This is a genomic window from Curtobacterium sp. MCBD17_028 (genome assembly GCF_003234875.1).
Lineage (GTDB): Bacteria > Actinomycetota > Actinomycetes > Actinomycetales > Microbacteriaceae > Curtobacterium.
Genome location: NZ_QKTQ01000004.1, coordinates 86,688 through 110,163 on the forward strand (window position 1 = coordinate 86,688; position 23,476 = coordinate 110,163).

The 23,476-nt window shown below is 72.2% G+C and carries 22 protein-coding genes and 1 tRNA gene; 7 read left to right on the forward strand and 16 right to left on the reverse strand.

The window, feature by feature from the left end; translation table 11 throughout:
* Positions 1 to 47: 47 nt before the first annotated feature.
* Positions 48 to 1,733: a HAMP domain-containing sensor histidine kinase gene (locus DEI86_RS06565; RefSeq protein ID WP_111049096.1), complete on the forward strand. Its 1,686-nt coding sequence runs from the start codon at positions 48 to 50 to the stop codon at positions 1,731 to 1,733.
* Between the two features lie 64 nt (positions 1,734 to 1,797).
* Here the strand turns inward: DEI86_RS06565 and DEI86_RS06570 are convergent, their stop codons facing one another.
* From DEI86_RS06570 to DEI86_RS06600, 7 genes are all read right to left on the reverse strand, one after another.
* Positions 1,798 to 2,712 carry an endonuclease domain-containing protein gene (locus tag DEI86_RS06570; protein WP_111013098.1) on the reverse strand — a complete coding sequence of 305 codons (915 nt, stop codon included), beginning with the start codon at positions 2,710 to 2,712 and terminating at the stop codon, positions 1,798 to 1,800.
* 254 nt (positions 2,713 to 2,966) lie between these two features.
* A complete protein-coding gene (groL, locus tag DEI86_RS06575) occupies positions 2,967 to 4,586 on the reverse strand; it encodes a chaperonin GroEL (RefSeq protein ID WP_111010501.1) in 1,620 nt (539 codons plus the stop codon).
* A gap of 293 nt (positions 4,587 to 4,879) precedes the next feature.
* Positions 4,880 to 5,083 carry a cold-shock protein gene (locus DEI86_RS06580; protein WP_111010502.1) on the reverse strand — a complete coding sequence of 68 codons (204 nt, stop codon included), beginning with the start codon at positions 5,081 to 5,083 and terminating at the stop codon, positions 4,880 to 4,882.
* A gap of 283 nt (positions 5,084 to 5,366) precedes the next feature.
* Complete coding sequence (locus DEI86_RS06585) at positions 5,367 to 5,927, reverse strand: LytR C-terminal domain-containing protein (protein ID WP_111026291.1); 561 nt, start codon at positions 5,925 to 5,927, stop codon at positions 5,367 to 5,369.
* Complete coding sequence (locus tag DEI86_RS06590) at positions 5,924 to 6,226, reverse strand: DUF3263 domain-containing protein (RefSeq protein ID WP_111010504.1); 303 nt, start codon at positions 6,224 to 6,226, stop codon at positions 5,924 to 5,926. The genes DEI86_RS06585 and DEI86_RS06590 overlap by 4 nt, the downstream gene beginning before the upstream one ends.
* Positions 6,227 to 6,334: 108 nt before the next feature.
* Positions 6,335 to 7,522, reverse strand: a complete 1,188-nt coding sequence (locus tag DEI86_RS06595) for a DUF2332 family protein (RefSeq protein WP_111049097.1) — start codon at positions 7,520 to 7,522, stop codon at positions 6,335 to 6,337.
* Positions 7,509 to 8,006, reverse strand: a complete 498-nt coding sequence (locus DEI86_RS06600; protein WP_111026293.1) for a GNAT family N-acetyltransferase — start codon at positions 8,004 to 8,006, stop codon at positions 7,509 to 7,511. Before DEI86_RS06600 ends, DEI86_RS06595 begins: the two co-directional genes overlap by 14 nt.
* A gap of 58 nt (positions 8,007 to 8,064) precedes the next feature.
* On the opposite strand from DEI86_RS06600, the gene msrB reads away from it, so the two are divergent.
* Complete coding sequence (gene msrB, locus DEI86_RS06605) at positions 8,065 to 8,469, forward strand: peptide-methionine (R)-S-oxide reductase MsrB (RefSeq protein ID WP_111010507.1); 405 nt, start codon at positions 8,065 to 8,067, stop codon at positions 8,467 to 8,469.
* A gap of 44 nt (positions 8,470 to 8,513) precedes the next feature.
* Positions 8,514 to 8,586 (forward strand) — tRNA-Thr (locus DEI86_RS06610).
* Positions 8,587 to 8,624: 38 nt separating this feature from the next.
* Here DEI86_RS06610 and DEI86_RS06615 read toward each other — a convergent pair.
* From DEI86_RS06615 to DEI86_RS06625, 3 genes are all read right to left on the reverse strand, one after another.
* Positions 8,625 to 10,499, reverse strand: a complete 1,875-nt coding sequence (locus DEI86_RS06615; protein WP_111049098.1) for a hypothetical protein — start codon at positions 10,497 to 10,499, stop codon at positions 8,625 to 8,627.
* Positions 10,500 to 10,729: 230 nt separating this feature from the next.
* Entirely contained in the window at positions 10,730 to 11,761 is a 1,032-nt protein-coding gene (locus DEI86_RS06620) for an aldo/keto reductase (RefSeq protein WP_111013094.1), read from the reverse strand.
* Between the two features lie 10 nt (positions 11,762 to 11,771).
* Positions 11,772 to 12,581, reverse strand: a complete 810-nt coding sequence (locus DEI86_RS06625) for an alpha/beta fold hydrolase (protein ID WP_111010510.1) — start codon at positions 12,579 to 12,581, stop codon at positions 11,772 to 11,774.
* A gap of 40 nt (positions 12,582 to 12,621) precedes the next feature.
* On the opposite strand from DEI86_RS06625, the gene DEI86_RS06630 reads away from it, so the two are divergent.
* Positions 12,622 to 13,317, forward strand: a complete 696-nt coding sequence (locus DEI86_RS06630) for an NAD(P)H-hydrate epimerase (protein WP_111049099.1) — start codon at positions 12,622 to 12,624, stop codon at positions 13,315 to 13,317.
* A 31-nt stretch (positions 13,318 to 13,348) separates the two neighbouring features.
* Here the strand turns inward: DEI86_RS06630 and DEI86_RS06635 are convergent, their stop codons facing one another.
* Together DEI86_RS06635 and DEI86_RS06640 are read right to left on the reverse strand one after the other, a co-directional pair.
* The gene (locus tag DEI86_RS06635) at positions 13,349 to 14,287 is read right to left on the reverse strand and encodes a 2-deoxy-5-keto-D-gluconate 6-phosphate aldolase domain-containing protein (protein WP_111049100.1); all 939 of its coding nucleotides are present in this window, start codon (positions 14,285 to 14,287) and stop codon (positions 13,349 to 13,351) included.
* A gap of 123 nt (positions 14,288 to 14,410) precedes the next feature.
* A complete protein-coding gene (locus DEI86_RS06640) occupies positions 14,411 to 15,427 on the reverse strand; it encodes a thioredoxin domain-containing protein (protein WP_181439719.1) in 1,017 nt (338 codons plus the stop codon).
* Positions 15,428 to 15,699: 272 nt separating this feature from the next.
* On the opposite strand from DEI86_RS06640, the gene DEI86_RS06645 reads away from it, so the two are divergent.
* From DEI86_RS06645 to DEI86_RS06655, 3 genes are all read left to right on the forward strand, one after another.
* Positions 15,700 to 16,800: an ABC transporter ATP-binding protein gene (locus tag DEI86_RS06645; RefSeq protein WP_111013089.1), complete on the forward strand. Its 1,101-nt coding sequence runs from the start codon at positions 15,700 to 15,702 to the stop codon at positions 16,798 to 16,800.
* Positions 16,801 to 16,916: 116 nt separating this feature from the next.
* The gene (locus tag DEI86_RS06650) at positions 16,917 to 18,200 is read left to right on the forward strand and encodes a DUF4032 domain-containing protein (protein ID WP_111010515.1); all 1,284 of its coding nucleotides are present in this window, start codon (positions 16,917 to 16,919) and stop codon (positions 18,198 to 18,200) included.
* A gap of 64 nt (positions 18,201 to 18,264) precedes the next feature.
* The gene (locus DEI86_RS06655; RefSeq protein WP_258376477.1) at positions 18,265 to 19,155 is read left to right on the forward strand and encodes a potassium channel family protein; all 891 of its coding nucleotides are present in this window, start codon (positions 18,265 to 18,267) and stop codon (positions 19,153 to 19,155) included.
* 15 nt (positions 19,156 to 19,170) lie between these two features.
* Here the strand turns inward: DEI86_RS06655 and rlmB are convergent, their stop codons facing one another.
* From rlmB to DEI86_RS06680, 4 genes are all read right to left on the reverse strand, one after another.
* Positions 19,171 to 20,184 carry a 23S rRNA (guanosine(2251)-2'-O)-methyltransferase RlmB gene (gene rlmB / locus DEI86_RS06665; protein ID WP_111013088.1) on the reverse strand — a complete coding sequence of 338 codons (1,014 nt, stop codon included), beginning with the start codon at positions 20,182 to 20,184 and terminating at the stop codon, positions 19,171 to 19,173.
* Positions 20,181 to 21,596, reverse strand: a complete 1,416-nt coding sequence (gene cysS, locus DEI86_RS06670; protein WP_111049102.1) for a cysteine--tRNA ligase — start codon at positions 21,594 to 21,596, stop codon at positions 20,181 to 20,183. The genes rlmB and cysS overlap by 4 nt, the downstream gene beginning before the upstream one ends.
* A 35-nt stretch (positions 21,597 to 21,631) precedes the next feature.
* Positions 21,632 to 22,888 (reverse strand): 2-C-methyl-D-erythritol 4-phosphate cytidylyltransferase, encoded by a 1,257-nt coding sequence (gene ispD / locus DEI86_RS06675; protein WP_258376485.1) that lies wholly within the window; start codon positions 22,886 to 22,888, stop codon positions 21,632 to 21,634.
* Between the two features lie 64 nt (positions 22,889 to 22,952).
* Positions 22,953 to 23,435, reverse strand: coding sequence for a CarD family transcriptional regulator (locus DEI86_RS06680; RefSeq protein ID WP_111010518.1), 483 nt, complete (start codon positions 23,433 to 23,435; stop codon positions 22,953 to 22,955).
* Between the last annotated feature and the right edge of the window lie 41 nt (positions 23,436 to 23,476).

The window sequence follows — 23,476 nt, forward strand, 5'->3', positions numbered from 1 at the left end:
CGCGATCCCAGCAGCGGCTGGGTCGCGCCGATTACTGTGATCGCAGCATGCACACACGCCTCGCCCGCTGGTGGAACGAGATCTCGCTCCGGACCAAGATCACCGGGATCACCGTCCTCCTGGTGACCCTCGGGCTGCTCGTCGCGGGGCTCGGCACCATGACGGTGCTCAGCACCTACCTGATGAAGCAGCTCGACAACGACGTCCAAGCGACGAAGACCTCGCTGAACGGCCAGAAGCTGACGAGCGTCGAAGGCTACTGCCAGATCAACGTCACCCTGCAGAGCGCGGCCTACATCGCCGTGCTCAAGCCCGACGGCGGCATCGCCTGTCACACGAAGAGCGACTACACGCCGGACCTCGGCGGGGTCGTGGGCAGCTCGCACGTCGACGACGACCACCCCTTCAGCGTGGTCGACGACAAGGGCCAGCACGAGTGGCGGGCCCTCGCGATGACGTCGCCGACCACCGACGCCGCCGGCAACCACTACACGATCGTCGCGGCCGTCTCGAGCCAGGGCACCGACTCGACCATCGCGCGGTTCACGGTGATCTTCCTCGGGTTCGGCATCTCGGTCGTCCTGCTCGGCGGCATGCTCACCCAGCTGCTCGTCACCGCCACCTTCGACCCGCTGCGGGACGTCGAGGCCACGGCCGCACGCTTCGCCGCGGGGGACTTCTCGCAACGCCTCGGTGCGGACACCCCGAACACCGAGGTCGGTCGCCTCAACCACTCCCTCAACGTCATGCTCGAGCGCATCGACTCGGCGTTCGAGGACCGCCAACGCACGATCGAGCAGATGCGCCGCTTCGTCGGTGACGCATCGCACGAGCTGCGGACCCCGCTCGTGTCCCTGCGGGGGTACGCCGAGCTGTACCGGATGGGGGCCCTCCGGAAAGAAGAGGACGTCGCCCAGGCGATGGAGCGCATCGAGAAGGAGGCCCAGCGCATGGGCCTCCTCGTGCAGGACCTCCTGCAGCTCGCCCGCATCGACGAGTCGAAGCCCCTCGAGCTCGGGCCGGTCGACCTCGTCGCCATCGCGCGGGACTCGGCGCTCGACACGATGGCGTCGAACCCCGACCGCGAGATCCAGGTCCTGCTCGCCGACTCCGTCACCGGCGAGAACGTCCCGCAAGTCGTGCCGCAATGGGTCGGTCCTGCGGCACCCGGAGCGCGGGCCGGACAGTCCCCGACCTCGCCGCCGTCGAACGTCACCGGGCCGATCGCCTTCGCGGGGCAGACGCTCGCCCGGCTGCGCGCACGTCGTGGTCGTCCTGTCGGAATCGAGTCCGGCCCGGCCGCGCCGACCACGGCCCCGCTGCCGACCGTCGTCCTGCCCGTGCGACCGCCGGTCGTCCTCGCCGAGGAGAACAAGATCCGTCAGGTGGTGACGAACCTCATGGGCAACGCGATGCGGTTCACGCCGCAGGACGACCCCATCGAGATCGGGATCGGCGTGGACGAGGCCCGCGGCATGGCGCACCTCGACGTGATCGACCACGGTGAGGGCATCCCGCCGCAGATCCGCGAGAAGATCTTCCAGCGGTTCTGGCGCGCCGACACCTCGCGCGCTCGGGACACCGGCGGCTCGGGCCTCGGGCTCGCGATCGTGTCCGGCATCGTCGCGGCGCACCACGGCGAGGTCGAGGTGTTCGACACCCCGGGCGGTGGTGCGACCTTCCGCGTGTGGCTCCCCCTCCTCCCGCGCGACTACGTCGCCCCCACCCCCTGACCCCTCTGGCGAGATCGCAGTCGTTGCCGTTCTGAGGTCCATCAGAGCGGCAACGACTGCGATCTCACGGCAGCGGTGATGACGCCCGGGTGCGGAACACGTCCGACAGTCGCAGGAGGAACGCCGTCGGGTCGGCAACGTCACGTGCGGTGACGTGCAGGATCAGCCATCCGGCGGACACGAAGCCGTTCGACCGGGTCGCATCGTGCTGCCACGTGGCACGATCCGTCCGGTGGTGCTCGCCGTCGTACTCGACTCCGATCCGGAGGTCCGGGTAGGCGAGGTCGACGCGTCCGAGGAATCGACCGGCGGGGCTGTGCACGTCGATGTTGAGCTGGGGCTCCGGGAATCCCGCGTCGACGATGACGAGTCGGATGAGCGTCTCCATCGGGGACTCCGACCCGAGCCGCACGCGATGGGCCGCGGCCCGGAGCCGCCGTGCCCACCGGGACCGCCGCTCACGACTCCGGCGCTCGAGTTGCTCCGGATCGGCGAGCGCCCGCGCGACCAGGTGGTCCCCGATCACCACCAGGTCACGTTCGGCCAACAGGCCCGCACTCTCGCACCACGCCGCCACCGGGCTGCTGGCCGGGAGGCCCGCACACGTCACCACATCGGCGAACGGTGGCGAGACGCGATGGCCCACCACCCCGGTGCGGCGCATGACCGGTCCGTCCCCCACCGTGCTCACGTGCACGGTCGCGTCGGAAACGACCCAGGGCGGCAGTGGGAGCTCCCAGAGGGCGAGGGCAGTGGTGTGGCTGAAGTGATGCCGTTCACCGAGGACGAGGCCGAACGCGGCGACCCGTGCCGAGAGGTCCGCCAGGTCCAGCTCGGCAGGGACCCGCACGCCTCGGGTCGGCGCGGCGAGGTCCTCCCGACGGAGCCGACCCGGAGTGACCCCGTTCCGGACCGCATCAGCCGTGTGGAAGGCCTGACCGAGGAAAGGATCCGGGAGGCGGGCCGGCGTGCGCGTCATGCGCCGAGCCTCCCGGCCGTACCGCAACGCGGAGCACGTGCGCGCCCGACCTGTGGACGGCCGCTGCCCGGCTCCCCCGGTGGAGGACCGGACACCTGGCCCGACTCCCCCTCCGCCGAGATCGCAGTCGTTGCCGGTGTGCGGTGGGTCAAACCGGCAACAAGTGCGATCTCGGCGGAGGGAGAGGAGGGAGGAACGGCGAACGGGCCGCCCTCCCGGAGGAGAGCGGCCCGTTCGGAACCGTCAGGCGTGGATCAGAAGTCCATGCCACCCGTCGGGTCGGCCGGAACCGGCGCCGACTTCTCGGGCTTGTCGGCGACGACGGCCTCGGTCGTGAGGAAGAGGCCGGCGATCGACGCGGCGTTCTGCAGCGCCGAGCGCGTGACCTTCGCCGGGTCGATGATGCCCGCGGCGACGAGGTCGACGTACTCACCCGTCGCGGCGTTGAGGCCCCAGCCCGACTCGAGCTCGCGCACCTTCGCGGCGACGACGCCCGGCTCGAGACCGGCGTTCAGCGCGATCTGCTTGAGCGGCGCGTCGATCGCGACGCGGACGATGTTCGCGCCGGTCGCCTCGTCACCCGTGAGCTCGAGGCCCTCGAGCGCGGTCTTGCCGGCCTGGATGAGGGCGACACCACCACCGGCGACGATGCCCTCCTCGACGGCGGCCTTCGCGTTGCGGACGGCGTCCTCGATGCGGTGCTTGCGCTCCTTGAGCTCGACCTCGGTCGCGGCACCGGCCTTGATGACGGCGACGCCACCGGCGAGCTTGGCGAGGCGCTCCTGGAGCTTCTCGCGGTCGTAGTCCGAGTCGGTCGACTCGATCTCGCCGCGGATCTGGCGGACGCGGCCGGCGATCTGCTCGGAGTCCCCAGCGCCCTCGACGATCGTGGTCTCGTCCTTGGTGATGACGACCTTGCGGGCACGGCCGAGGAGGTCGAGCGTCGCGTTCTCGAGGCTGAGGCCGACCTCTTCGGAGATGACCTGGCCACCGGTGAGGATCGCGATGTCCTGCAGCATGGCCTTGCGGCGGTCACCGAAGCCCGGGGCCTTGACGGCGACGGACTTGAAGATGCCGCGGATCTTGTTCACGACGAGCGTGGCCAGGGCCTCGCCGTCGACGTCCTCGGCGATGATGAGGAGCTGCTTGCCCGACTGGATGACCTTGTCGACCACCGGGAGCAGGTCCTTGATGTTCGAGATCTTCGAGTTGACGATGAGGATGTACGGGTCCTCGAAGACGGCCTCCTGGCGCTCCGGGTCCGTGACGAAGTACTGCGACAGGTAGCCCTTGTCGAAGCGCATGCCCTCGGTCAGCTCGAGCTCGGTGCCGAAGGTGTTCGACTCCTCGACGGTGACGACGCCCTCCTTGCCGACCTTGTCGATCGCCTCGGCGATGAGCTCACCGATCGTGCTGTCGGCGGCCGAGATCGACGCCGTGGCGGCGATCTGGTCCTTGGTCTCGATCTCCTTGGCGTTCTCGAGGAGCGCGGCGGAGACGGCCGCGACGGCCTTCTCGATGCCCTTCTTGAGGCTGATCGGGTCGGCGCCGGCGGCGACGTTGCGGAGGCCCTCACGGACCAGCGCCTGCGCGAGGACCGTGGCGGTGGTGGTGCCGTCACCCGCGACGTCGTCGGTCTTCTTGGCGACCTCCTTGACCAGCTCGGCGCCGATCTTCTCGTAGGGGTCGTCGAGCTCGATCTCCTTGGCGATGGAGACACCGTCGTTGGTGATCGTGGGGGCGCCCCACTTCTTCTCGAGGACGACGTTGCGGCCGCGCGGGCCGAGCGTCACCTTCACGGCGTCGGCCAGCGTGTTGAGGCCGCGCTCGAGGCCGCGACGGGCCTCCTCGTCGAAAGCAATGATCTTAGCCATGTGTGTTCCTCGTCCCTCCCGGACGTCGCAATGGTCTTGGCACTCGGTACAACTGAGTGCCAACTGATTCTGGCACTCGCACCTGTCGAGTGCAACACAGCGACCTCACGCGGCATGCCGCGTTCCGGGGACGCGGACCGGGAGGCCCGCCATCGGACCCCACCACCGGAGTCCCGGTCGGGGCCCCACCACCGGGCCCCCTCCACACGACGACGAGCGCGCCGCCCCGTCGGGGGCGACGCGCTCGGACGCGTGGTGGTCGACGACCGTCGCCGGCGGACCGGCGACCGAGGTCAGGCCGGTCGGACGGACTCGGCCTGCGGACCCTTCGAGCCGGTGCCGACGTCGAAGGTGACCGCCTGCCCTTCTTCGAGGACCTTGTAGCCGTTCATGTCGATCGCGGAGTAGTGGACGAAGACGTCCTGCCCCCCGCCGTCGACGGTGATGAATCCGTAGCCCTTCTCGGCGTTGAACCACTTGACGGTGCCGTTGGCCATTCTCTTGCTCCCTGCGGTGTTGCATTGCCACTGACGACGGCGCGACCGGTCCGCGACCGCCGGGTCCGAGCGCATACCTGCCTCACCCGGGTCTTCGCGGTGGAGGCACCGGCACGGTGTCGCCCTCGGATCACTGGGGTGACCAATTCCAGATCGTATCGGCGGACGCGCCGCCGACAAGAGGTGCGGACCAACTTCTTCATCCCGGCCGACGGAACTCAACATGCCCGAAACAAACGTGCAACAAACGGCACGACGAGTGGGGCGGAACGCCCGTCGCGGGTCAGCCGGCGTAATCGGCGCCGAGCACCACGGTGACGGCCGCGTTCGGGAACGCCGACGACTTGGCGACGGTTCCGACGCCGAGCGTCTTGACGATCCCGCGCGCGATCGCCGCCTCGGCATCCGTCTGGTAGTAGACGATCGTCTGCGAGGCGTCCTGGGACCCGGCGTTGCCGTCGCTCGCGACCACCCAACCCGCGTTCTCGAGCGTCGCGGTGCCGGTGGCGGCGAGTCCGGCGGTGGAGGTCCCGTTGAGCACCGTGAGCGTCATGGTCTTCGGCTGGTCGCTCGGCGCGGCGGTCGCGGCCGTCGTCGACGAGGACGACGCTCCGCTCGTGGCCGACGCGGACGCGGACGACCCGGTCGTTCCGGGGTCGGTGAACTGCGTGCTGTTGTTGGCGACCTCGAGCACGACGATGCCGATCACGACGAGCACCGCGCAGGCGAGTGCGGACCAGGCCACCAGGATCCAGCCACGGCCGCGCCTCGGGAGACCGCGGTGTGCCCCGACCCTCGGGCCGTCGGCGACGTCGTCGAATCGGTCTCGGGGGTATCTCGTCATGGCTGTCCTGCGGGCCCTTCACGGTCGGCGCGAGGCGGTGCGAAGGACCGTGCGGCGCGGGCACTGGTCCGTGCCCGGCGCAGTCGCTGCAGTCGCGTCACGAGCTGCGGATCGTAGGCGAGCGCGGCCGGGGAGTCGATCACGCGGTTGAGCACCTGATAGTAGCGGGCCGGCGACATGTCGAAGCGGACGCGGATGTCGGCTTCCTTCGTCCGGTCGTGCCGCGCCCGATCGTGCTCGAACGTGAGGATGCTCCGTGCGAGCTCCGAGAGATCGGAGTCGGTCCGGGATCCGGTCACGTCGGTCCTCCTGGTCGGATGGCTCGCCGGTCGGCTGGCCTCCGGTCATGCTAGGGCGGCATCCACGCCGGACCCTGGCATGGCCCTGGCAGGTCGGAAAGACACCGATCAGGCCGTCGGTGCGCCGAGCATCCAGGACGGGTCCGCGCCGAGGGGCGTGACGGTCGTGCCGTGGGCGTCGGCGAGCGCCAGGGCGACCCCGTCGAGCGAGACCGTGGCGAAGGCCGACGGAGCAGCGAGGTCGATGCCCCGCTCGGCGAGTTCCCCCACGGGCGGCAGGGTCGCGGCGACGTCGTGGAGCGACCCCGTCCGCTCCATCGCCACCCAGCGGACCCCGCGGTCCCGGAGCCGCTCGACGACGCGCTGCCGGTCCGAGCCCGGCAGGTAGACGAGCGTGCCGAGCGTGAGCACGACGGGCGTCGCCCCGCGCGGCAGCAGGTCGATCGCGCGGTCGAGGTCGTCCGGGGCGGTCCCGCGGACGGCGGTGTACGGGTCGGCCCGCACGGCGTCGGCGGCCCGCCGCATGAGCGCGACACGGTCGGTCGCCTCGACGGGGACGGACTCGACGAGCCGGTCGAACGCCCCGGGGGACCGCAGGTCGATCGGCGCCGGATCGAGCCCGACCCGCGCCACCACGTCGAGCCGGGAAGGCCGGCGCGACCCCGTCCCGTCGGCCCGGCTCCCGGGGTCACCCGTCGACGGCCGGGAGGCACGGGACCGGCCCGCACCGCGCCTCCCGTCGGACGGAGCAGCGGGTCCCGGACGCATCTGGAACCGGAGCGGGATCTCCGGCTCGCGCGCGGCCTCGGCGACGCGGACGGTGTCGTCGAGGCGGTCGACGTCGACGGTGGCGTGGTCCGGGACGATGCAGAGGCCGGCGCTCACCCCCACCTCGAGGAGCGCGAGCGGCCCCGGGATGCCCGCGAGCACGGGGACGACCGGCGCCATGCGTCGGGGGTCGTTCGTCTGGGTCGTGGACACGGCCAGCTCGGCGAGCAGCCGGTCGGGGGCGTCGCGGACGAGCCGGAGGAGGGCCTCCCGGTCGGTCGGGTCGGCGCCCAGGCGGCGCGCGACGGCGAAGAGCAGCTCGGGCTGCCGCTTGGTCGGGGCGACACGGATCAGCAGGTCGACGGCGGCGTCGTCCTCGGCGATCGACGCCGCCCAGCGGGCGGAGGTCGGCGAGGCGGTCACCATGCGCTCGGCGTGGTGGCGGTAGCGGCGGCGGGTGGCCTCGGGGCCGTCCGGCTCCGGCTGGTGCGGAGGCTCCGCGCGGCCCGGTGCGTCAGCGGACAGCATCGTCCCCGACCGCCGCCGCGCGGTACATCCCCACGTGGCGGATGCCCGCCTCGACGTAGGGTTCGCCGAACGGCACGAACCCGGCGGCGGCGTACAGGCCGGCGACGTACTCCTGCGCGTGGAGGAGGAAGGCCTCGTCCGGGTGGGCGGCGAGCACGGCGTCGACGAGCCGACGCGCGAGCCCCTGTCCGCGGTGCTCGACGGCCGTGGCCACGCGGCCGATGACCCGGGTCGCGGGCAGGTCGACGGCCGGCTGGACCTCGTCCGCGGCGGGCCGGATGCAGCGCAGGTAGGCGCGGGCGACCCCGTCCTCGCCGGGGATCCACCAGTGTTCCGTCTCCGGTTCGCGGTCCCGGCCGTCGAAGTCCTCGGCCGTCACGCGCTGCTCGAGCGCGAACACCCGGTTGCGCAGGCGGACGACGGCGTAGAGGTCGTCCGTCGTCAGGGCGTCCCACCGGCCACGGTGGACGGAATGCTCGGTCATCGGTGCGAGTTTAATGACATGACCGCGTCACGAGTGCGGTCACGACCAGGAGGAACCCATGGCATACAACGTGGAGAAGACCGACGCCGAGTGGCGTGAGGAACTCGACCCGCAGCAGTACGCCGTGCTGCGGCAGGCCGCGACCGAGCGCCCGTGGACGGGTGAGCTGCTCGACGAGGAGCGCGCCGGCGTCTACACCTGTGCGGCGTGCGGTGCGGAGCTGTTCAAGAGCGGCACCAAGTTCGACTCGGGCTGCGGGTGGCCGTCGTTCTACGAGTCGGTGCGCCCCGAGGCCGTGCAGCTCATCGAGGACCGCACGCTCGGCATGGTGCGCACCGAGGTCCGCTGCGCGAGCTGCGGTTCGCACCTCGGGCACGTGTTCCCGGACGGTTTCGGCACCCCGACCGGCGACCGGTACTGCATGAACTCGATCTCGCTCGGGTTCTCCCCCGCGGCGGACTGACCTCCACCGCGACACCTCGGCTCGTCGGTACACTTGGCGGGCCAGCCGGCATGGCGCAATTGGTAGCGCACCGTACTTGTAATACGGGGGTTGCGGGTTCGAGTCCCGCTGCCGGCCCCGATCAGCCGCGTCCGCGGTGTCCGTCTGCCGCGGTGTCAGCGGCACGACCAGTCGAAGTCGAGTCCGCTCGCCACACCCCCGACGACGTACTGCACCATGGCCACCCCGCCGTCGACGAGGCCCGGCCCGGCGCACGCCTCCTTCGCCCGGGCGAGCGGGGTCTCACCGGTGGCGATCCAGCTCGGCGCCGAGGCCAGGGCGCTGTTCGGTGTGGTCCCGCCACTGATGATCCCCCACTGGTACCCGGTCGAGTAGAGCCCGACGGCGATCCCCCGGGCGGCGAACGCGTCGGTCATGCCGTCGAGCACCGCGACGTTCGTGGCGGGGTCCCGCCACGTGGCACCGGTCTCGACGTCGAGCCACCAGCGGTACGCCGCCGGATGGGACACGCCCCGGTCGACGACGTCGCGGACCGCGATGTCCCAGCCGTCCATGTACGAACAGGCGACGCCGTCGGAACCGGGCGTGCACACGCCGTACACGCTCGTGACCCTGGCCCCCTCGGGATCGACGTTCGACGTCGGCCAGCCACCGCCCGGCACGTGGCGGCCCGGGTTCGCCGTGTTGACGTACAGCGCGGCACGGGGCTGCCCGGCACCGCCCGCGGAGTCCCGAGCCCAGGCGAGCTGCGCGGCGAGGCACGGGTTCGTCGTGGTGCCGGACCCGTCGTTCACACCGATCACCGCGAACGCCTGTCCTGCCGGCAGGGCCCGGTGGCACTGCGGCCACGAGACGTCGTTCCCGAGGCCGGAAGGCGCCGAGCCGTCCGTGAAGTAGCCGGCGACGTCCAGGTGGAGGGTCGCCGCGCCTCCCGACGCGACGGCCTGCACCGACGCCTGTCGGAGCGCGACGGGCACGAGTCCCGCCACGGCTCGGCCCGCGGTGAACACCAGCGCGACCCCGCCGTCGTCCCGGCCGTAGGGGGCGACCCGGAGCGCACCGGCGGGGCCGGATCGTTCGAGCGATGCGGTGACGAGCACGGCGGTCGCGTCGCCCGGGACGCCCGCGCCCCCGGCGAGTTGGATCTGCGTCGCGGCGCCCGTCGTCGTGCCGGTGTACGCCCGGACGGCCGTCATCGGGGTGAACACGGCCCCGGAGTCCGAGCGCGCGTACGCGCCGAGCACGTCGAGGGTCACCGTGGCCGAGCCGGCCGACACCGCGACGGACAGGGCGCCGTCGTCGAGCTGGGCCACGACCGCGTTCGCCGCGACGGCCCCGCGCGTGAACTGCTGGACGCCGATCCGGTTCGTGCGTCCTGCCGGGCCGACCCGCAACGACCCCGGCGCGGTCGGGTGCACCACGGTGGCCTCGAGGACGACGGCGGTGGCGCCCCTGGGCACCGTGACGCCGTCCGCCACGGGGACGCGGACCGGATGCGTGCCGACCGTGCCACGGAACGCCCTGGTGGTGTCGACCGGCTGGTACGTCGATCCCTGCGCGGCGCTCGTGTAGGCCCCCGACACGATCACCGACACCGAGGCGGAGCCGTCCGACAGCGCGACCTGGAGGCGACCGTGGACGAGACGGACCGTCGCGAGCCCGGTGACGGTCGTGCCCGCCGTGACGCGCTGTGTGGCCACCGGTGCGTCCTGCCCCGCCGGCGTGACCCGAACCCAGCCGTCGTCCGTCGGAGCCGTGACGCGGACGTCGACGACGACGGCATCGGCCGCGGGGGCGACCCCCGCGCGACCAGCGACCGGCACCGCCACGGGTCGTGTGCCGACGTCGCCGCGGAACACGAGGGCGCGGGTCAGCGGCGTGAACCGGTCACCGGACGACCCGTCCGCCGCGAGGTGGGACGACCGTGCGGACCCGACGGCCACACCCGCCGCGACGGCGAGCGCGAGCACGCCGATGGCCGCCACGAGCAACGCGGTGAGCCGGGCCGGACGCCTGCGTCCGCTCCGCATGGTCCCCCTCGGTCGACGTGGACGCTGCACGGCACGAGGCCACGCACCGCCCCCGGGGAGCGCGCGTGGCCTCGTGGTGCGTCCGGTCACGGATCAGGAGAGCGACCGGCGCGACAGCGGGTAACCAGCCCACCGATGCCGAGAGCATGACAGGCGGATCGACGTCGGACAACGTCTCCGAGCCACGCCGCGCCGCTTCCTGTGAGGATTCTTGGTATCGAGGGGGACGCTCAGCGGCCCCCGGTCAGCTTCCGGTCGCGCTGCGCCACACCGGCGGTGCCGTACGGGTAGTCGTCGATGCGGGGCGTGCTCGCCTCGGAGAGCGCCGTCAGCTCCTCCGGGGTCAGCACGAGGTCCGCCGACGCCAGGTTGTCCTGCAGCTGCTCCACCGTGCGGGCACCGAGGATGACCGAGGTGACGGCCGGCTGCGCGAGCAGCCAGGCCAACGCGACCTGCGAGTACGACGTGCCGTGGGCCTCCGCGGCCGCGCCGACCGCCCCGAGGACGGCCCACGTGCGCTCGTCGGCGTTCCGCGCCTCCCACGCCTCCATGCCGCGCTTCGGGTTCTCACCCAGCCGGGTCGCACCCGTCGGGGCCTGGTCCCGCTGGTACTTGCCGGACAGCCACCCGCCGGCGAGTGGCGACCACGGCAGGAGACCGATGTTCGCGTCGAGGCACGCGGGCACGATCTCGTGCTCGATGTCGCGCACGAGCAGGTTGTACTGCGGCTGCAGGGTCACGGGCGGAGCCCAGTGGTTCGCCTTCGCCTCGTAGACCGCCTTCGTGATCTGGTAGCCGAGGTAGTTCGAGAACCCGTACGCGCCGATCTTGCCGGCGGACACGGCGTCGTCGAGGAACCGGAGGGTCTCCTCGATCGGCGTCAGGGCGTCCCACGCGTGCATCTGGTACAGGTCGATGTAGTCGACACCGAGCCGCTCGAGGGACGCGTCGAGCGCCCGCGTCAGGTGGCGGCGCGAGAGGCCGACGTCGTTCGGGCCGTCGCCCTGGGGGAACCGGCCCTTCGTGGCGATGACGACCTGCTGCGCCTCGGTCGGGTGGTCTGCGAGCCAGCGACCGATGATCCGCTCGGACTCGTTGCCCGAGTAGACGTCCGCCGTGTCGATGAAGGTACCGCCGGCCTCGACGAAGGCGTCGAGGATCGTGCGTGAGGTGGGTTCGTCGGCTTCACTGCCGAACGTCATGGTGCCGAGCGTCAACGACGACACGGCGGCACCGCTGTTACCGAGGAGTCTGTAGTCCATGTCGTGGACGCTAGCCCTGGGTGGCCTCCGCGTCCGCGCGGGTGCGCTGCAGGAACGCGATCGCGGCCTCCCGGAACGCTCGGGAGGTCGGCGCGTTGAAGTGGTTCCGGCCCGGGATCTCGACGAACTCGGCACGCGGCGCCGCGGCCGCGAGGCGCTGCGACGCCGCGAGGATGCCGTCCTCGCTCCCCGCCGCCAGGAGCAACGGCTGCGTCGGCGCGTTGTCCGGTCTGGGCTCGACGCTGTCCCGCATCCCCTCGACCATCGCGACGAGCGCACGGAGGTCGTTGCCCGGGACCCCGGAGGCCATGGTCAGGTAGGCGTTCGTCACGCGGTCCTCGACGGGCTCGCCATGCTCGATGAACGCCCGCGCCTGGTCGACCCGGACCCGTCGCATCGGGTCCGCGTCCGGGATGCCCCCGAGGACCGCTCGGCTGATCCGGTCGGGGATCCGGTCCGCGGTGTGCCATCCGACGCGTGCCCCGAGCGAGTACCCGAGGTACGCGACGTCGTCGAGCAGGTAGGCGTCGACGACCGCGGTGACGTCGGCGACGAGGAGGTCCATCGAGTACTCCTGCGGCCGGTGCGGCTTGCTGCTGCGGCCGTGCCCGCGCAGGTCGACGACGACGACGCGGTGGCCGGCGCGCGTGAGGTCACGGGTCCACCCCGACGCGTGCCAGTTGAGGAGCCCTGAGGACGCGAACCCGTGCACGGCGACCACCGCGGGGGCGTCCGGGTCGCCGTGGTCGTACGTGGCGATGTCGAGACCGTCCGGCGAGACGACGACGCGTGGACGGGGGGCTTCGGGGACGAGCGACATGGCGCGGACCAGGCTACCGACGACGTGGCATCGTGGCGGCATGGACGGCTACGGCGCAGACCAGATCCGGGCGGCCGAGGCGCCGCACCTCGCCGCGGGCGAGCTGCTCATGCAGCGGGCCGCCGCCGGACTCGCCGACGTGGTCGACGAGCTGCTCGGCGACCCCGCGGTCGTCCCCGGCGACGGCGAGCGCACCGTGCTCCTGCTCGTCGGCAGCGGCGACAACGGCGGCGACGCGTTGTTCGCCGGTGCGGCGCTCGCCGCACGCGGTCACCGCGTCGAGGTGCTGTGCCTCGGGTCGCGCGTGCACGAGGCGGGGGCGGCGGCCGCGCAGCAGGCCGGCGCGGTCCTCCTCGAGCACCCGGACGACGACGAGACGGTGCGGGCGGCGGCGCTGCGGGCCGACCTCGTGCTCGACGCCGTGCTCGGGATCGGACGGACGAGCTCGACGGCACTCCGCTCGCCCGCACGGGAGGCCGTGGGCGTCATCCGGGACCTCGCGCGGGACCAGCGCGCTCCGTCCGTCGTCGCCGTGGACGTCCCGAGCGGCATCGACCCCGACACGGGCGCGGTCGCCGACGACCACGTGCTCGAGGCCGACGTGACCGTCACGTTCGGCGGCGTCAAGGCGGGGCTGCTGCGCGGTCCGGGGCGGGCCCTCGCGGGACGCGTCGTGCTCGTCGACGTCGGCATCGTCGCGGACCTCGCCGCCGTGGAGCCGCTCGTCCGGACCTGACCCGACCGGGAGCGCACCCGCCCCGCGGGACTCAGCCCCGCGCCTCCCGGTACGCCTCGACGAACCGCAGGTACGTCACGGCGATGAGGTCCTGGGCGTCCTCCTCGGCGAGGCCGCGGTCCAGGACGTCGCCGAGCGGCTGCTCCCAGATGCTCCGGCCGATCGCGAAGCCGACGAACCCGTCGAGTGGTGCGGCCACCGAGAGCCAGTGGTCGAGCGCGTCCTCCGAGGCGTCTCGACCGAGGATGACGCACTGCACGCTGTCCCGGCCGCCCTGCTTCGTGGCGGCGACGACCCGCTCGGCGTCCTCGCGGCGGTCGAGGCCCTCGATCTTCCAGATGTCCGGCTCCACGCCGTGCTCCTGCAGGAACCCGATGAGGTCGACGGTGAGCGACGGGCGCAGGTCCCGGTCGTAGTCCTCGACCGACGCCTTCTGCTCGTCCGTGCCGGGGACGAGCAGTTCGAGCAGGAACGACCGGCCCGCGTCGCGCAGGGTGCGCGTCACGCCGGCGAGCCGTTCGGCCTGCCCGCGTCGTTCGTCGGCGTCGAGGTCCGGGTTGTCGCGGACGAGGACCTTGACGTGGTCGGGGTCGAACTCCTCGACGTGCTGCATCCACAGGCCGTCGTCCCCGTCGCCGTACTCGAACGTGAAGAAGTCGTGGCCCGACGCCTCGATCGGCATCGCGAGCTGGAGTCCCGCGGCCTTGGCCGCCCGTGCGACCTCGGCGCCGTAGCGTTCGTCGACGAGCACGCCGGTGCGCTCTCGGTCGGCTCCGCGGGTCAGGGCGTCGAGCAGCCCCCGGTAGACGAGCATCTTGCCGTCCCGGATCCGCTGGATGTCGTCCTCGTCGTCGGGCTGTCCCGACGCGATCCGGTAGGTGTGCTTGGCGAGCGAGTCCCGGTGGTCCATCGCCAGGATGAACACGGGATGCTCCGCGTCGAGCTGCGGTCGGTCGTCGAACGTGGACATGTGGCGCTCCCTCCGGGCGCGGCCCGGGAGGCCCGCCTCCACCGATCGAACGCCGTCGCCCTGGCAGCCGCCCGAGGGTCGGCGCGACCAGCCGCGAGTCGGCCCGCCCGCCCGCGGGTCGGGTCAGCCCGCCGAGGACGTCGCGGTCGGAGTCGGGGTCGGCACCGGCGTCTCGTCGCCGGACGCGTACGTGCTGCCCGCGGCGGTCACGACGAAGGTCCGGAACTCGGCGTTCGTGAACGGCAGGCTGTAGTCGTACCGCTTGCCGTTCACGAAGATCGTCGGCGTGCCGGTGAGCTGCCGGAGCCCGGTGCCGGGCACCCCGTGGGTGAGGACGTCGTTCGTCCGCGCGTCCACCCACGCGGCGTAGCGCTGGGTGTCGATGCACCGCTCGATGGCGTCGAGGTGCCGGATCCCGTGCACGCCTGCCACGAGGTGTCGGAGCTGTGCGTCGTCGAGGCCCTTCGTGTTCTCCTCGGGCTGCTCGGCGTACAACGCCTGGTTCACGGCGAAGAACTGGTCGGGCGACGAGTTCGCCACACAGGCCGCCGCGTTCGCCGCACGGAGCGAGTACTTCGTGCCCTGCGATCGGTTCGTCAGGATCGCGATGGGGTGGATCTCGACGGTCGCGGCACCGGACGTCACGAGGCCCCGGATGTACGCGTTGTTCTCGTGCTCGAACTGGCCACAGATCGGGCAGAGGTAGTCGATGTACATCGTGATGTGGACGGTGCCCGCGACGTCGACCGCACCCGAGGCGTCCCCGGTCGCCGAAGCACTCGGCGTCGCCGATGCGGTGCCGCTCGAACCGGCGGACGCCGACGCACTCGACGTGGCACGCCCCGCGCCGCCGGCGTCACCGCGCCCCGCTCCGACCGCGCGCAGCCCCTGCCCGATGGTGATGCCGCCGCCCGCCATGTGCGCGGGCCCCGGACCGGCCGGCTGCACCGAGCGGACGAGCACGATCGACACGACCGCGACGATCGCGATGAGGACGACGACGAGGCCCGCCTGCAGCCCGATGCGCACACCGCGCTGGCGTCGCTTCTGGCGGGCCCTGGCCTGTTGTGCTCGGATCCTCGCAGCCGCGCGGCGCTCGTTCCGCGTGGCGCGCTCGTCGCCCTCGGGACGATTCGTCATACCGGTCCTCCGTGATCGGGCCGGCCCCTCCGGCCCTCCTGTCGTCCGCGGTACCTCCCGCACCGCCCGGACGGACCTGGGAAGTGTACTTGCGTGGGCTGGGAGACCGTGGTCGGGAGGCCCATCGACGGCCGCGCCACTGGCGCCGACGTGCGAAACCGTGTTGTATGTCCCTCGATGGTCGATGTCGCCCATCCGGGGGCCTCAGGGTCACCGTTCCTCACTACGGATCGTCCGGCACGTACCTGCCGGTGAAGGAGCAAGAACGCATCATGGCGTCCGTCACCTACGACAAGGCAACCCGTCTCTACCCCGGAGGCAACCGCCCCGCCGTCGACGGCCTCGACCTCGACATCGCGGACGGCGAGTTCCTCGTCCTCGTCGGCCCGTCGGGCTGTGGCAAGTCGACCTCCCTCCGCATGCTCGCGGGCCTGGAAGAAGTGAACGACGGCCGGATCCTCATCGGTGACCGCGACGTCACCGACATCCCGCCGAAGGACCGCGACATCGCGATGGTCTTCCAGAACTACGCGCTGTACCCGCACATGACCGTCGCCGAGAACATGGGCTTCGCGCTCAAGATCGCCGGCGTCGGCAAGGAGGAGCGCGCGACCCGCGTCCTCGAGGCGGCCAAGCTCCTCGACCTCGAGCAGTACCTCTCGCGCAAGCCGAAGGCGCTCTCGGGTGGTCAGCGTCAGCGCGTCGCGATGGGCCGCGCGATCGTCCGTCAGCCCCAGGTGTTCCTCATGGACGAGCCGCTGTCGAACCTCGACGCCAAGCTCCGCGTCCAGACCCGCACGCAGATCGCGTCGCTCCAGCGTCGGCTCGGGGTCACGACCGTCTACGTCACGCACGACCAGACCGAGGCCCTGACCATGGGCGACCGCATCGCGGTCCTCAAGGACGGCATCCTCCAGCAGGTCGGCACCCCGCGCGACCTGTACGAGAAGCCGAACAACGTGTTCGTCGCCGGGTTCATCGGCTCGCCGGCCATGAACCTCCTGCCGGCGGACATCGCCGACGGTGGCGTGCGCTTCGGCACGTCGGTCGCCGCGGTCGACCGCGACGTCCTCAGCAACGCCAAGTCGTCGAACGTCACCATCGGGGTTCGCCCCGAGGACGTCGTCGTCTCGCAGTCGGGCGAGGGCCTGCCGGTCCAGGTCGACGTCGTCGAGGAGCTCGGCGCCGACGGCTACCTGTACGGCCACAGCGAGGCCGCCGGGAGCCGCGTCGACGTCGTCGCACGCGTCGACGGCCGTCACCACCCCTTCGCGGGCGACACCGTGTACATCACGGCCCAGCCGGGCCGCGTGCACGTGTTCGACACCGAGTCGGGCGAGCGCCTCGGCGACAAGGCCGTCGTCAGCGCCTGATCGGACCGACACCACCGGGAGCCTGCCGGACCGCCCCACGAAGGCGGGCCGGCAGGCTCCCGGCGTTCGGCCAGACCGTACCGTCCGCACCCTGCACCACCGAAAGCGACCCCCTCGTGCCCGACTCGATGTCCATCACCGCCGCCACCGTCGACCCTGGCCTGCTCGACCTGCCGTGGGACCTCCCGCTCGACGCCTGGCCCGACGACACGATCGCCGCGCTGCCGAAGGGCATCTCGCGACACCTCGTGCGGTTCGTGCACCTCAGCGGCTACGTCGTGGCGGTCAAGGAGACGAGCGAGGAGCTCGCCCGCAGTGAGTACGACATGCTCCGGACGCTCCAGCGCATGGACGTCCCGTGCGTGGACCCGGTCGCCGTCATCACGAACCGCGTGGGACGCGACGGGGAGGCCCTGCAGCCGGTCCTCGTGACCCGGCACCTCCGGTTCTCGCTCCCGTACCGCGCGCTCTACTCGCAGACGCTGCGGCCGGACACCGCGACGCGCCTCGTCGACGCCCTGGCGGTCCTCCTGGTGCGGCTGCACATCATCGGTTTCTTCTGGGGCGACGTGTCGCTCTCGAACACCCTCTTCCGCCGCGACGCCGGTGCGTTCGCCGCGTACCTCGTCGACGCCGAGACGGGCAAGCTCTACCCCGGCGGCCTGTCGAACGGGCAGCGTGAGAACGACCTCGAGATCGCGCGCGTCAACATCGCCGGCGAGCTCCTCGACCTGGAGGCCGGCGGTCGCCTCGACGAGAACGCGGACCCGGTCACGGTGTCCGACGGCATCGTGGCCCAGTACCGCACGCTGTGGAAGGAACTGACCGGGTCCGAGGAGTTCGACGCCTCGGAGCGCTGGCGCATCAACAGCCGGGTCGAGCGCCTCAACGACCTCGGGTTCGACATCGAGGAACTCGCGATCCGCACGACCGAGGGCGGCCAGCAGGTCCGTATCCAGCCGAAGGTCGTGGACGCGGGCCACCACCAGCGGCGGCTGCTCCGGCTCACCGGCATCGACGCCGGCGAGAACCAGGCACGGCGGCTCCTCAACGACCTCGACGCCTACCGTGCCCGCAACGGCCGCGACGAACTCGACGAGGAGATGGTCGCGCACGAGTGGGTGTCCCGCGTCTTCGAACCCGTGGTCCGGGCGATCCCCCGGGAGCTCCGCGGGCGGCTCGAACCCGCCGAGGTGTTCCACGAGCTCCTCGAGCACCGCTGGTACATGGCGCAGCAGGAGCAGCGGTCGGTGTCCCTGCCCGAGGCCACCACGGCCTACATGAACGACGTGCTGCGGCACCGCCGCGACGAGCGCATGCTCATCGACCCGCCGACGAACTCGATCGCGCTGCCCCTCGAGGACGAGGACGAGGACGAGGACTGGCGGGCGAACGTCTGACGGCTGCGGTGCACCGGTGACGACACCGGCTCGTGGGCGACGACACCGACGATACGGTCGGACCGTGACGTCCGAGGAACAGCGCGTGTGGGACCAGGCCCGCTGGCAGCGCATGAGCCAGTGGCCGCTCACGGTCGCCGCCGTGGCGTTCCTCGTGGCGTTCGCCGTCCAGGTGCTCGCGGACCTGCACGGCGCAGCCGCCCTGCCGTCGGATCTCGTCATCAACGCCACCTGGGTGATGTTCGCGGTCGACTACGTCGTCATGCTCGTCCTCGCGGAGCACCGCGGCCGGTGGTTCCGCCGCCACCTGCTCGACCTCGCGGCGATCGCCCTCCCGACGCTCCGCCCGCTGCGGCTCCTCCGCCTCGTGCAGCTGTTCCGGGTCCTGCAACGCACCACCGGCACGGCGGTCCGGGGCCGCGTCATCATCTACGTGACGGTGACGACCGCGCTGCTCGTGTTCGTCGCGGCACTGGCGATGCTCGACGTCGAGCGCCACGCCCCGCACGCGACGATCACGGACTTCGGCGCCGCGATCTGGTGGGCGCTCGTCACGATCACCACGGTGGGCTACGGCGACGTCGTGCCGGTGACGCCCGAGGGCCGGTTGATCGCGGCCGCCGTGATGATCGGCGGCATCGCGCTCATCGGTGTCGTCACGGCGACCCTGGCGAGCTGGATCATCGACCAGGTCGGACGGCGCGACGAGGAGAGCCAGGCGGTGACCCAGCGGCAGGTCCGCGAGCTCGCCGCCGAGATCCGCGCGCTGCGCGCCGAACTCGCGGACGCTCGGACCGCACCGACCGCGGGAGTGGCCTCCGCAGCCACACCAGCAGCAACGGCACCCGCCGCAGCCGCACCGACACCAGCAGCAACGGCACCAGCAGCAACGGCACCCGCCGCAGCCGCACCCGCACCGACCCCGCGGACGACGCCTCCAGCGCAGTCCCGGTGACGACGGATCCGAGCGTCAGGCCCGTCGACGGCGGCGGGCGACCTCCCACAGGGTGACGCTCGCGGCGATCCCGGCGTTGAGCGACTCCGTGGCGCTCGAGATCGGGATCGACACGACGGCGTCGCACGTGTCCGTGACGAGCCGCGACAGGCCCTTGCCCTCGCTCCCGACGACGATGACGATCGGCCGGTCGGCGAGTTCGAGTTCGTCGAGCTGCACGTCGCCGTCACCGTCGAGTCCGAGCACGAACAGCCCGCGCTGCTGCAGGGCCTTGAGCGTCTGCGTGAGGTTCGGCGCCATCGCCACGGGGATGCGCGCCGCGGCACCGGCCGAGGTCTTCCACGCCGAGGCCGTGACGCCGACCGAACGGCGCTGCGGCACGATGACACCGTGGCCGCCGAACGCAGCCGTGGAGCGGATGATCGCGCCGAGGTTCCGGGGGTCCGTCACGCCGTCGAGTGCCACGAGCAACGGCACCTGGTCACGACGCTCGGCCGCGTCGACGAGGTCGTCCGCGTGGGCGTACTCGTACGGCGGCACCTTGAGCGCGACACCCTGGTGCACCGCGTCGTGGCCCGAGATGCGGTCGAGCTCGGGCCGCATGACCTCGAGCACCGGCACACCGCGGTGCGTCGCGAGCGCCAGGATCTCCTTGACGCGGTCGTCGACCTCGATCCGGGCGGCGACGTAGAGGGTGCTCGCCGGGATCCGCGCGCGGAGCGCCTCGAGCACGGAGTTGCGCCCCGTCACGAGCTCCGACTCGTCACCTGACCGCCGCGGTGCCGGCCGGGAGGCGCGGGGCTGCGGCGCGCTCGACGCACCGTGCCGCTGACGGGCGGTCTCGAGCCGTTCCTGCGCGGCCTTGCGCTTGCCCGCGGGGTGGTACGGCCGGTCCTCGGCCTTCGGGGTGGGGCCACGCCCCTCGAGCGCCTGGCGCCCCTGCCCGCCCGAACCGACCTGCTTGTTGCCGGTGCGGCCGGAGCGGACGGCGCCCGGACGGCCCTTGCGCTTGCCGGAGGTGTTCTTCACGCGATGCTCCAATGGGTTCCGGAGGGGGTGTCCTCGATCGTGATGCCGGCGGCGGCGAGGTCGTCGCGCACGCGGTCCGCCGTGGCGAAGTCGCGGGCGGCACGGGCAGTGGTGCGCTCGGCGACGAGCCGCTCGACGAGTTGGGCGAGCGGACCGGCGGCGCGGTCCGAGGCCTCGGGGCCGGCGGACCAGGTGTCGGCGAGCGGGTCGATCCCGAGCACCTCGACCATGGCCGTGACCTGCTGGTGGGCGGCGCCGAGCGCGGCGATGTCGTCGGCGTCGAGCGCGGCGTTGCCGGCCCGGACCGTCTCGTGGAGCACCGCGAGGGCCTGCGGAACGGCGAGGTCGTCGTCCATCGCGGCGGCGAACGCGTCGGGGACGACGGCGGCCACGCGCACGGGCTCGTCCACGAGGCGCCGGCGGGCACGCGACAGGAACCCGGCGATGCGCTCGAACGCCGCCTCGGCCTCGGCGAGGGAGCCCTCGTGGTGGTCGATCGTCGAGCGGTAGTGCGCCGACGCCAGGAAGTACCGCACCACGACGGGGCGCGCGGCCGCGAGGAAGTCCGCCGCGAAGATCGAGTTGCCGAGCGACTTCGACATCTTCTGGCCGTCGACCGTGACGAGGCCGTTGTGCAGCCAGTGGGTCGCGAAGGCGTCACCGGCCGCCGTCGACTGCGCGAGCTCGTTCTCGTGGTGCGGGAAGCGCAGGTCGAGGCCGCCCCCGTGGATGTCGAACGCCGCACCCAGGTACCGCCGGGACATCGCGGAGCACTCGATGTGCCAACCCGGTCGCCCCGCACCCCACGGGGACGGCCAGGACGCGGATCTGGGCTCCCCCGCCTTCGTGCCCTTCCAGAGGGCGAAGTCACGCGGGTCGCGCTTGCCCCGCGGATCGGCATCGGTGGCGTCCACCATGTCGTCGCGACGCTGGTGCGTCAGCGCTCCGTAGTCCGGCCAGCTCGCCGTGTCGAAGTAGACGTCGCCCGAGTCGTCCGCCGCGGGGTAGGCGTGGCCCCGCTCGACCAGGCGGGCGATGATCGCCTGCATCTCGGACACGCTCGCGGTGGCCCGCGGTTCGTAGGTCGGGGGGAGGATCCCGAGCGCCCGGTAGCCGGCCGCGAACTCGAGCTCGAACCGGTAGGCGCGGGCCCACCACTCCTCGCCGGACCCGGCCGCGAGGTCGAGGATCTTGTCGTCGATGTCCGTGACGTTCCGGACGAGCGTGACCTCGTACCCACGGTGCACGAGCCACCGCCGCCAGAGGTCGTAGACCAGCGCCGAACGGAGGTGCCCGATGTGCGGGGAGGACTGCACCGTCGGACCGCAGACGTACATGCCCACGTGGCCGTCGGTCAGCGGCGTGAAGGGGACGACCTCCCCCACGCGGGAGTCGTACAGGCGAACGGTCACGGCCTCAAGACTATGGGGTCGTCCGTCCGCGTGACTCAGTCGGCGGCCGCCGTGTGGACGGTGTCGGCACCCGTCGCCCTGTGCACGAGCGCCGTGGCGATGGCGGCGAGCCCCTCGCCCCGGCCCGTGAACCCGAGGCCGTCGGTGGTCGTCCCGGACACCGCGACCGGCACACCGACGACCGCCGCGAGTGCGTCCTGCATCTCCTCGCGCCGGGCACCGATCCGCGGCCGGTTCCCGATGACCTGCACGCTGACGCTCGTCGGCACCCAACCGGCCTCGGCCAGGAGCGCCACCGCCCCCTGCAGGAACACGGTCCCCGACGCACCGGCGTAGCGGGGATCGTCGGTCCCGAACCGGCCGCCGATGTCCCCGAGCCCGGCGGCGGACAACAGGGCGTCGCACACCGCGTGCGCCACGGCGTCGCCGTCACTGTGACCCGCGAGCCCGGGCTCATCCGGGAACGCGAGCAGCCCGACCCGGCACGGCACCGCGGCGTCGAACGCGTGGACGTCGACACCCAGCCCGACGCGCGCTGCCACCGGCACCTCGGCCGGGAGGCCCGGACCAGGCGAACCCGACGGCCGCCGGTCCGCCCCGCGGTCGGCGACCACGGCCTCCGCGCGACGGAGGTCCCAGGCGGTCGTGATCTTGAAGGCGTCCGCGTCACCCGCCACCACGTGCACCACGCCGCCCGCGGCCTGGAACACCCCGGCGTCGTCGGTCTCGGAGCGGGCGGCGGACGCGTACGCGGCCCGGAGTGCGTCGAGCGGGAACCCCTGGGGCGTCTGCACACCGACGAGTGCGGCTCGGTCCACGGTCTCGACGACGACGGCGCTGTCATCGGGACCGAGGACGTCGACGCGCTTCACGGTGTCCGTCACCGGGAGCGCCGGGACGACCCCCGCGCCCGTGGTCCGCACGGCCTGGAACACCCGCTCGACCTGGTCGGCCGGGGTGAGGCACCGGGCGGCGTCGTGGACGAGCACCGAGGCGACGGAGTCCGGCAGGGCTGCCAGGCCGGCCTCGACGGACGCGTGGCGATCCGGGCCTCCCGGCACGACCGCCGTGTGGCCGACCGCCGGTCCGGCGACGTCGGCGACGAGGGCACGGCACTCGTCGAGCCGCTCGACGGGAGCGACGACCACGACGAACGTGGGCTCGGCGAGCGTGAACAGCGGTTCGAGCGCCCGCTCGAGCATCCGGCGGCCGGCGACCGGCACGAACGCCTTCGGGACGCCGAACCCGAGCCGGGTCCCCGAACCCGCCGCGACCACGACGACCGCGCGCACGGCGACGGCGCCGACGTCATGGGACGTCGGCGCCGTCGTGGGTGACCGGTGGGTCACGGATGCATCAGGAGGCGAGGACCTCGTCGAGGACGGTCGAGGCCTGGTCCTCGTCGGTCTTCTCGGCGAGGGCGAGCTCGGAGATCAGGATCTGACGGGCCTTGGCGAGCATGCGCTTCTCGCCGGCGGAGAGACCGCGGTCCTGGTCGCGGCGCCAGAGGTCGCGGACGACCTCGGAGACCTTGATGACGTCACCCGAGGCGAGCTTCTCGAGGTTCGCCTTGTACCGGCGCGACCAGTTCGTCGGCTCCTCGGTGAACGGGGCGCGCAGGACCTCGAACACGCGGTCCAGGCCCTCCTTGCCGATGACGTCACGGACACCGACGAGGTCGACGTTGTCCGCCGGCACCTCGATCGTCAGGTCGCCCTGGGTGACACGCAGCTTGAGGTAGACCTTCTCCTCGCCCTTGATGATCCGCGTCTTGACTTCAGAGATGGTTGCCGCCCCGTGGTGGGGGTAGACGACGGTTTCGCCGACCTCGAATTGCATGTGTTGAGCTCCGTTCCGAGACCTTCAGTTTACCACAAGCA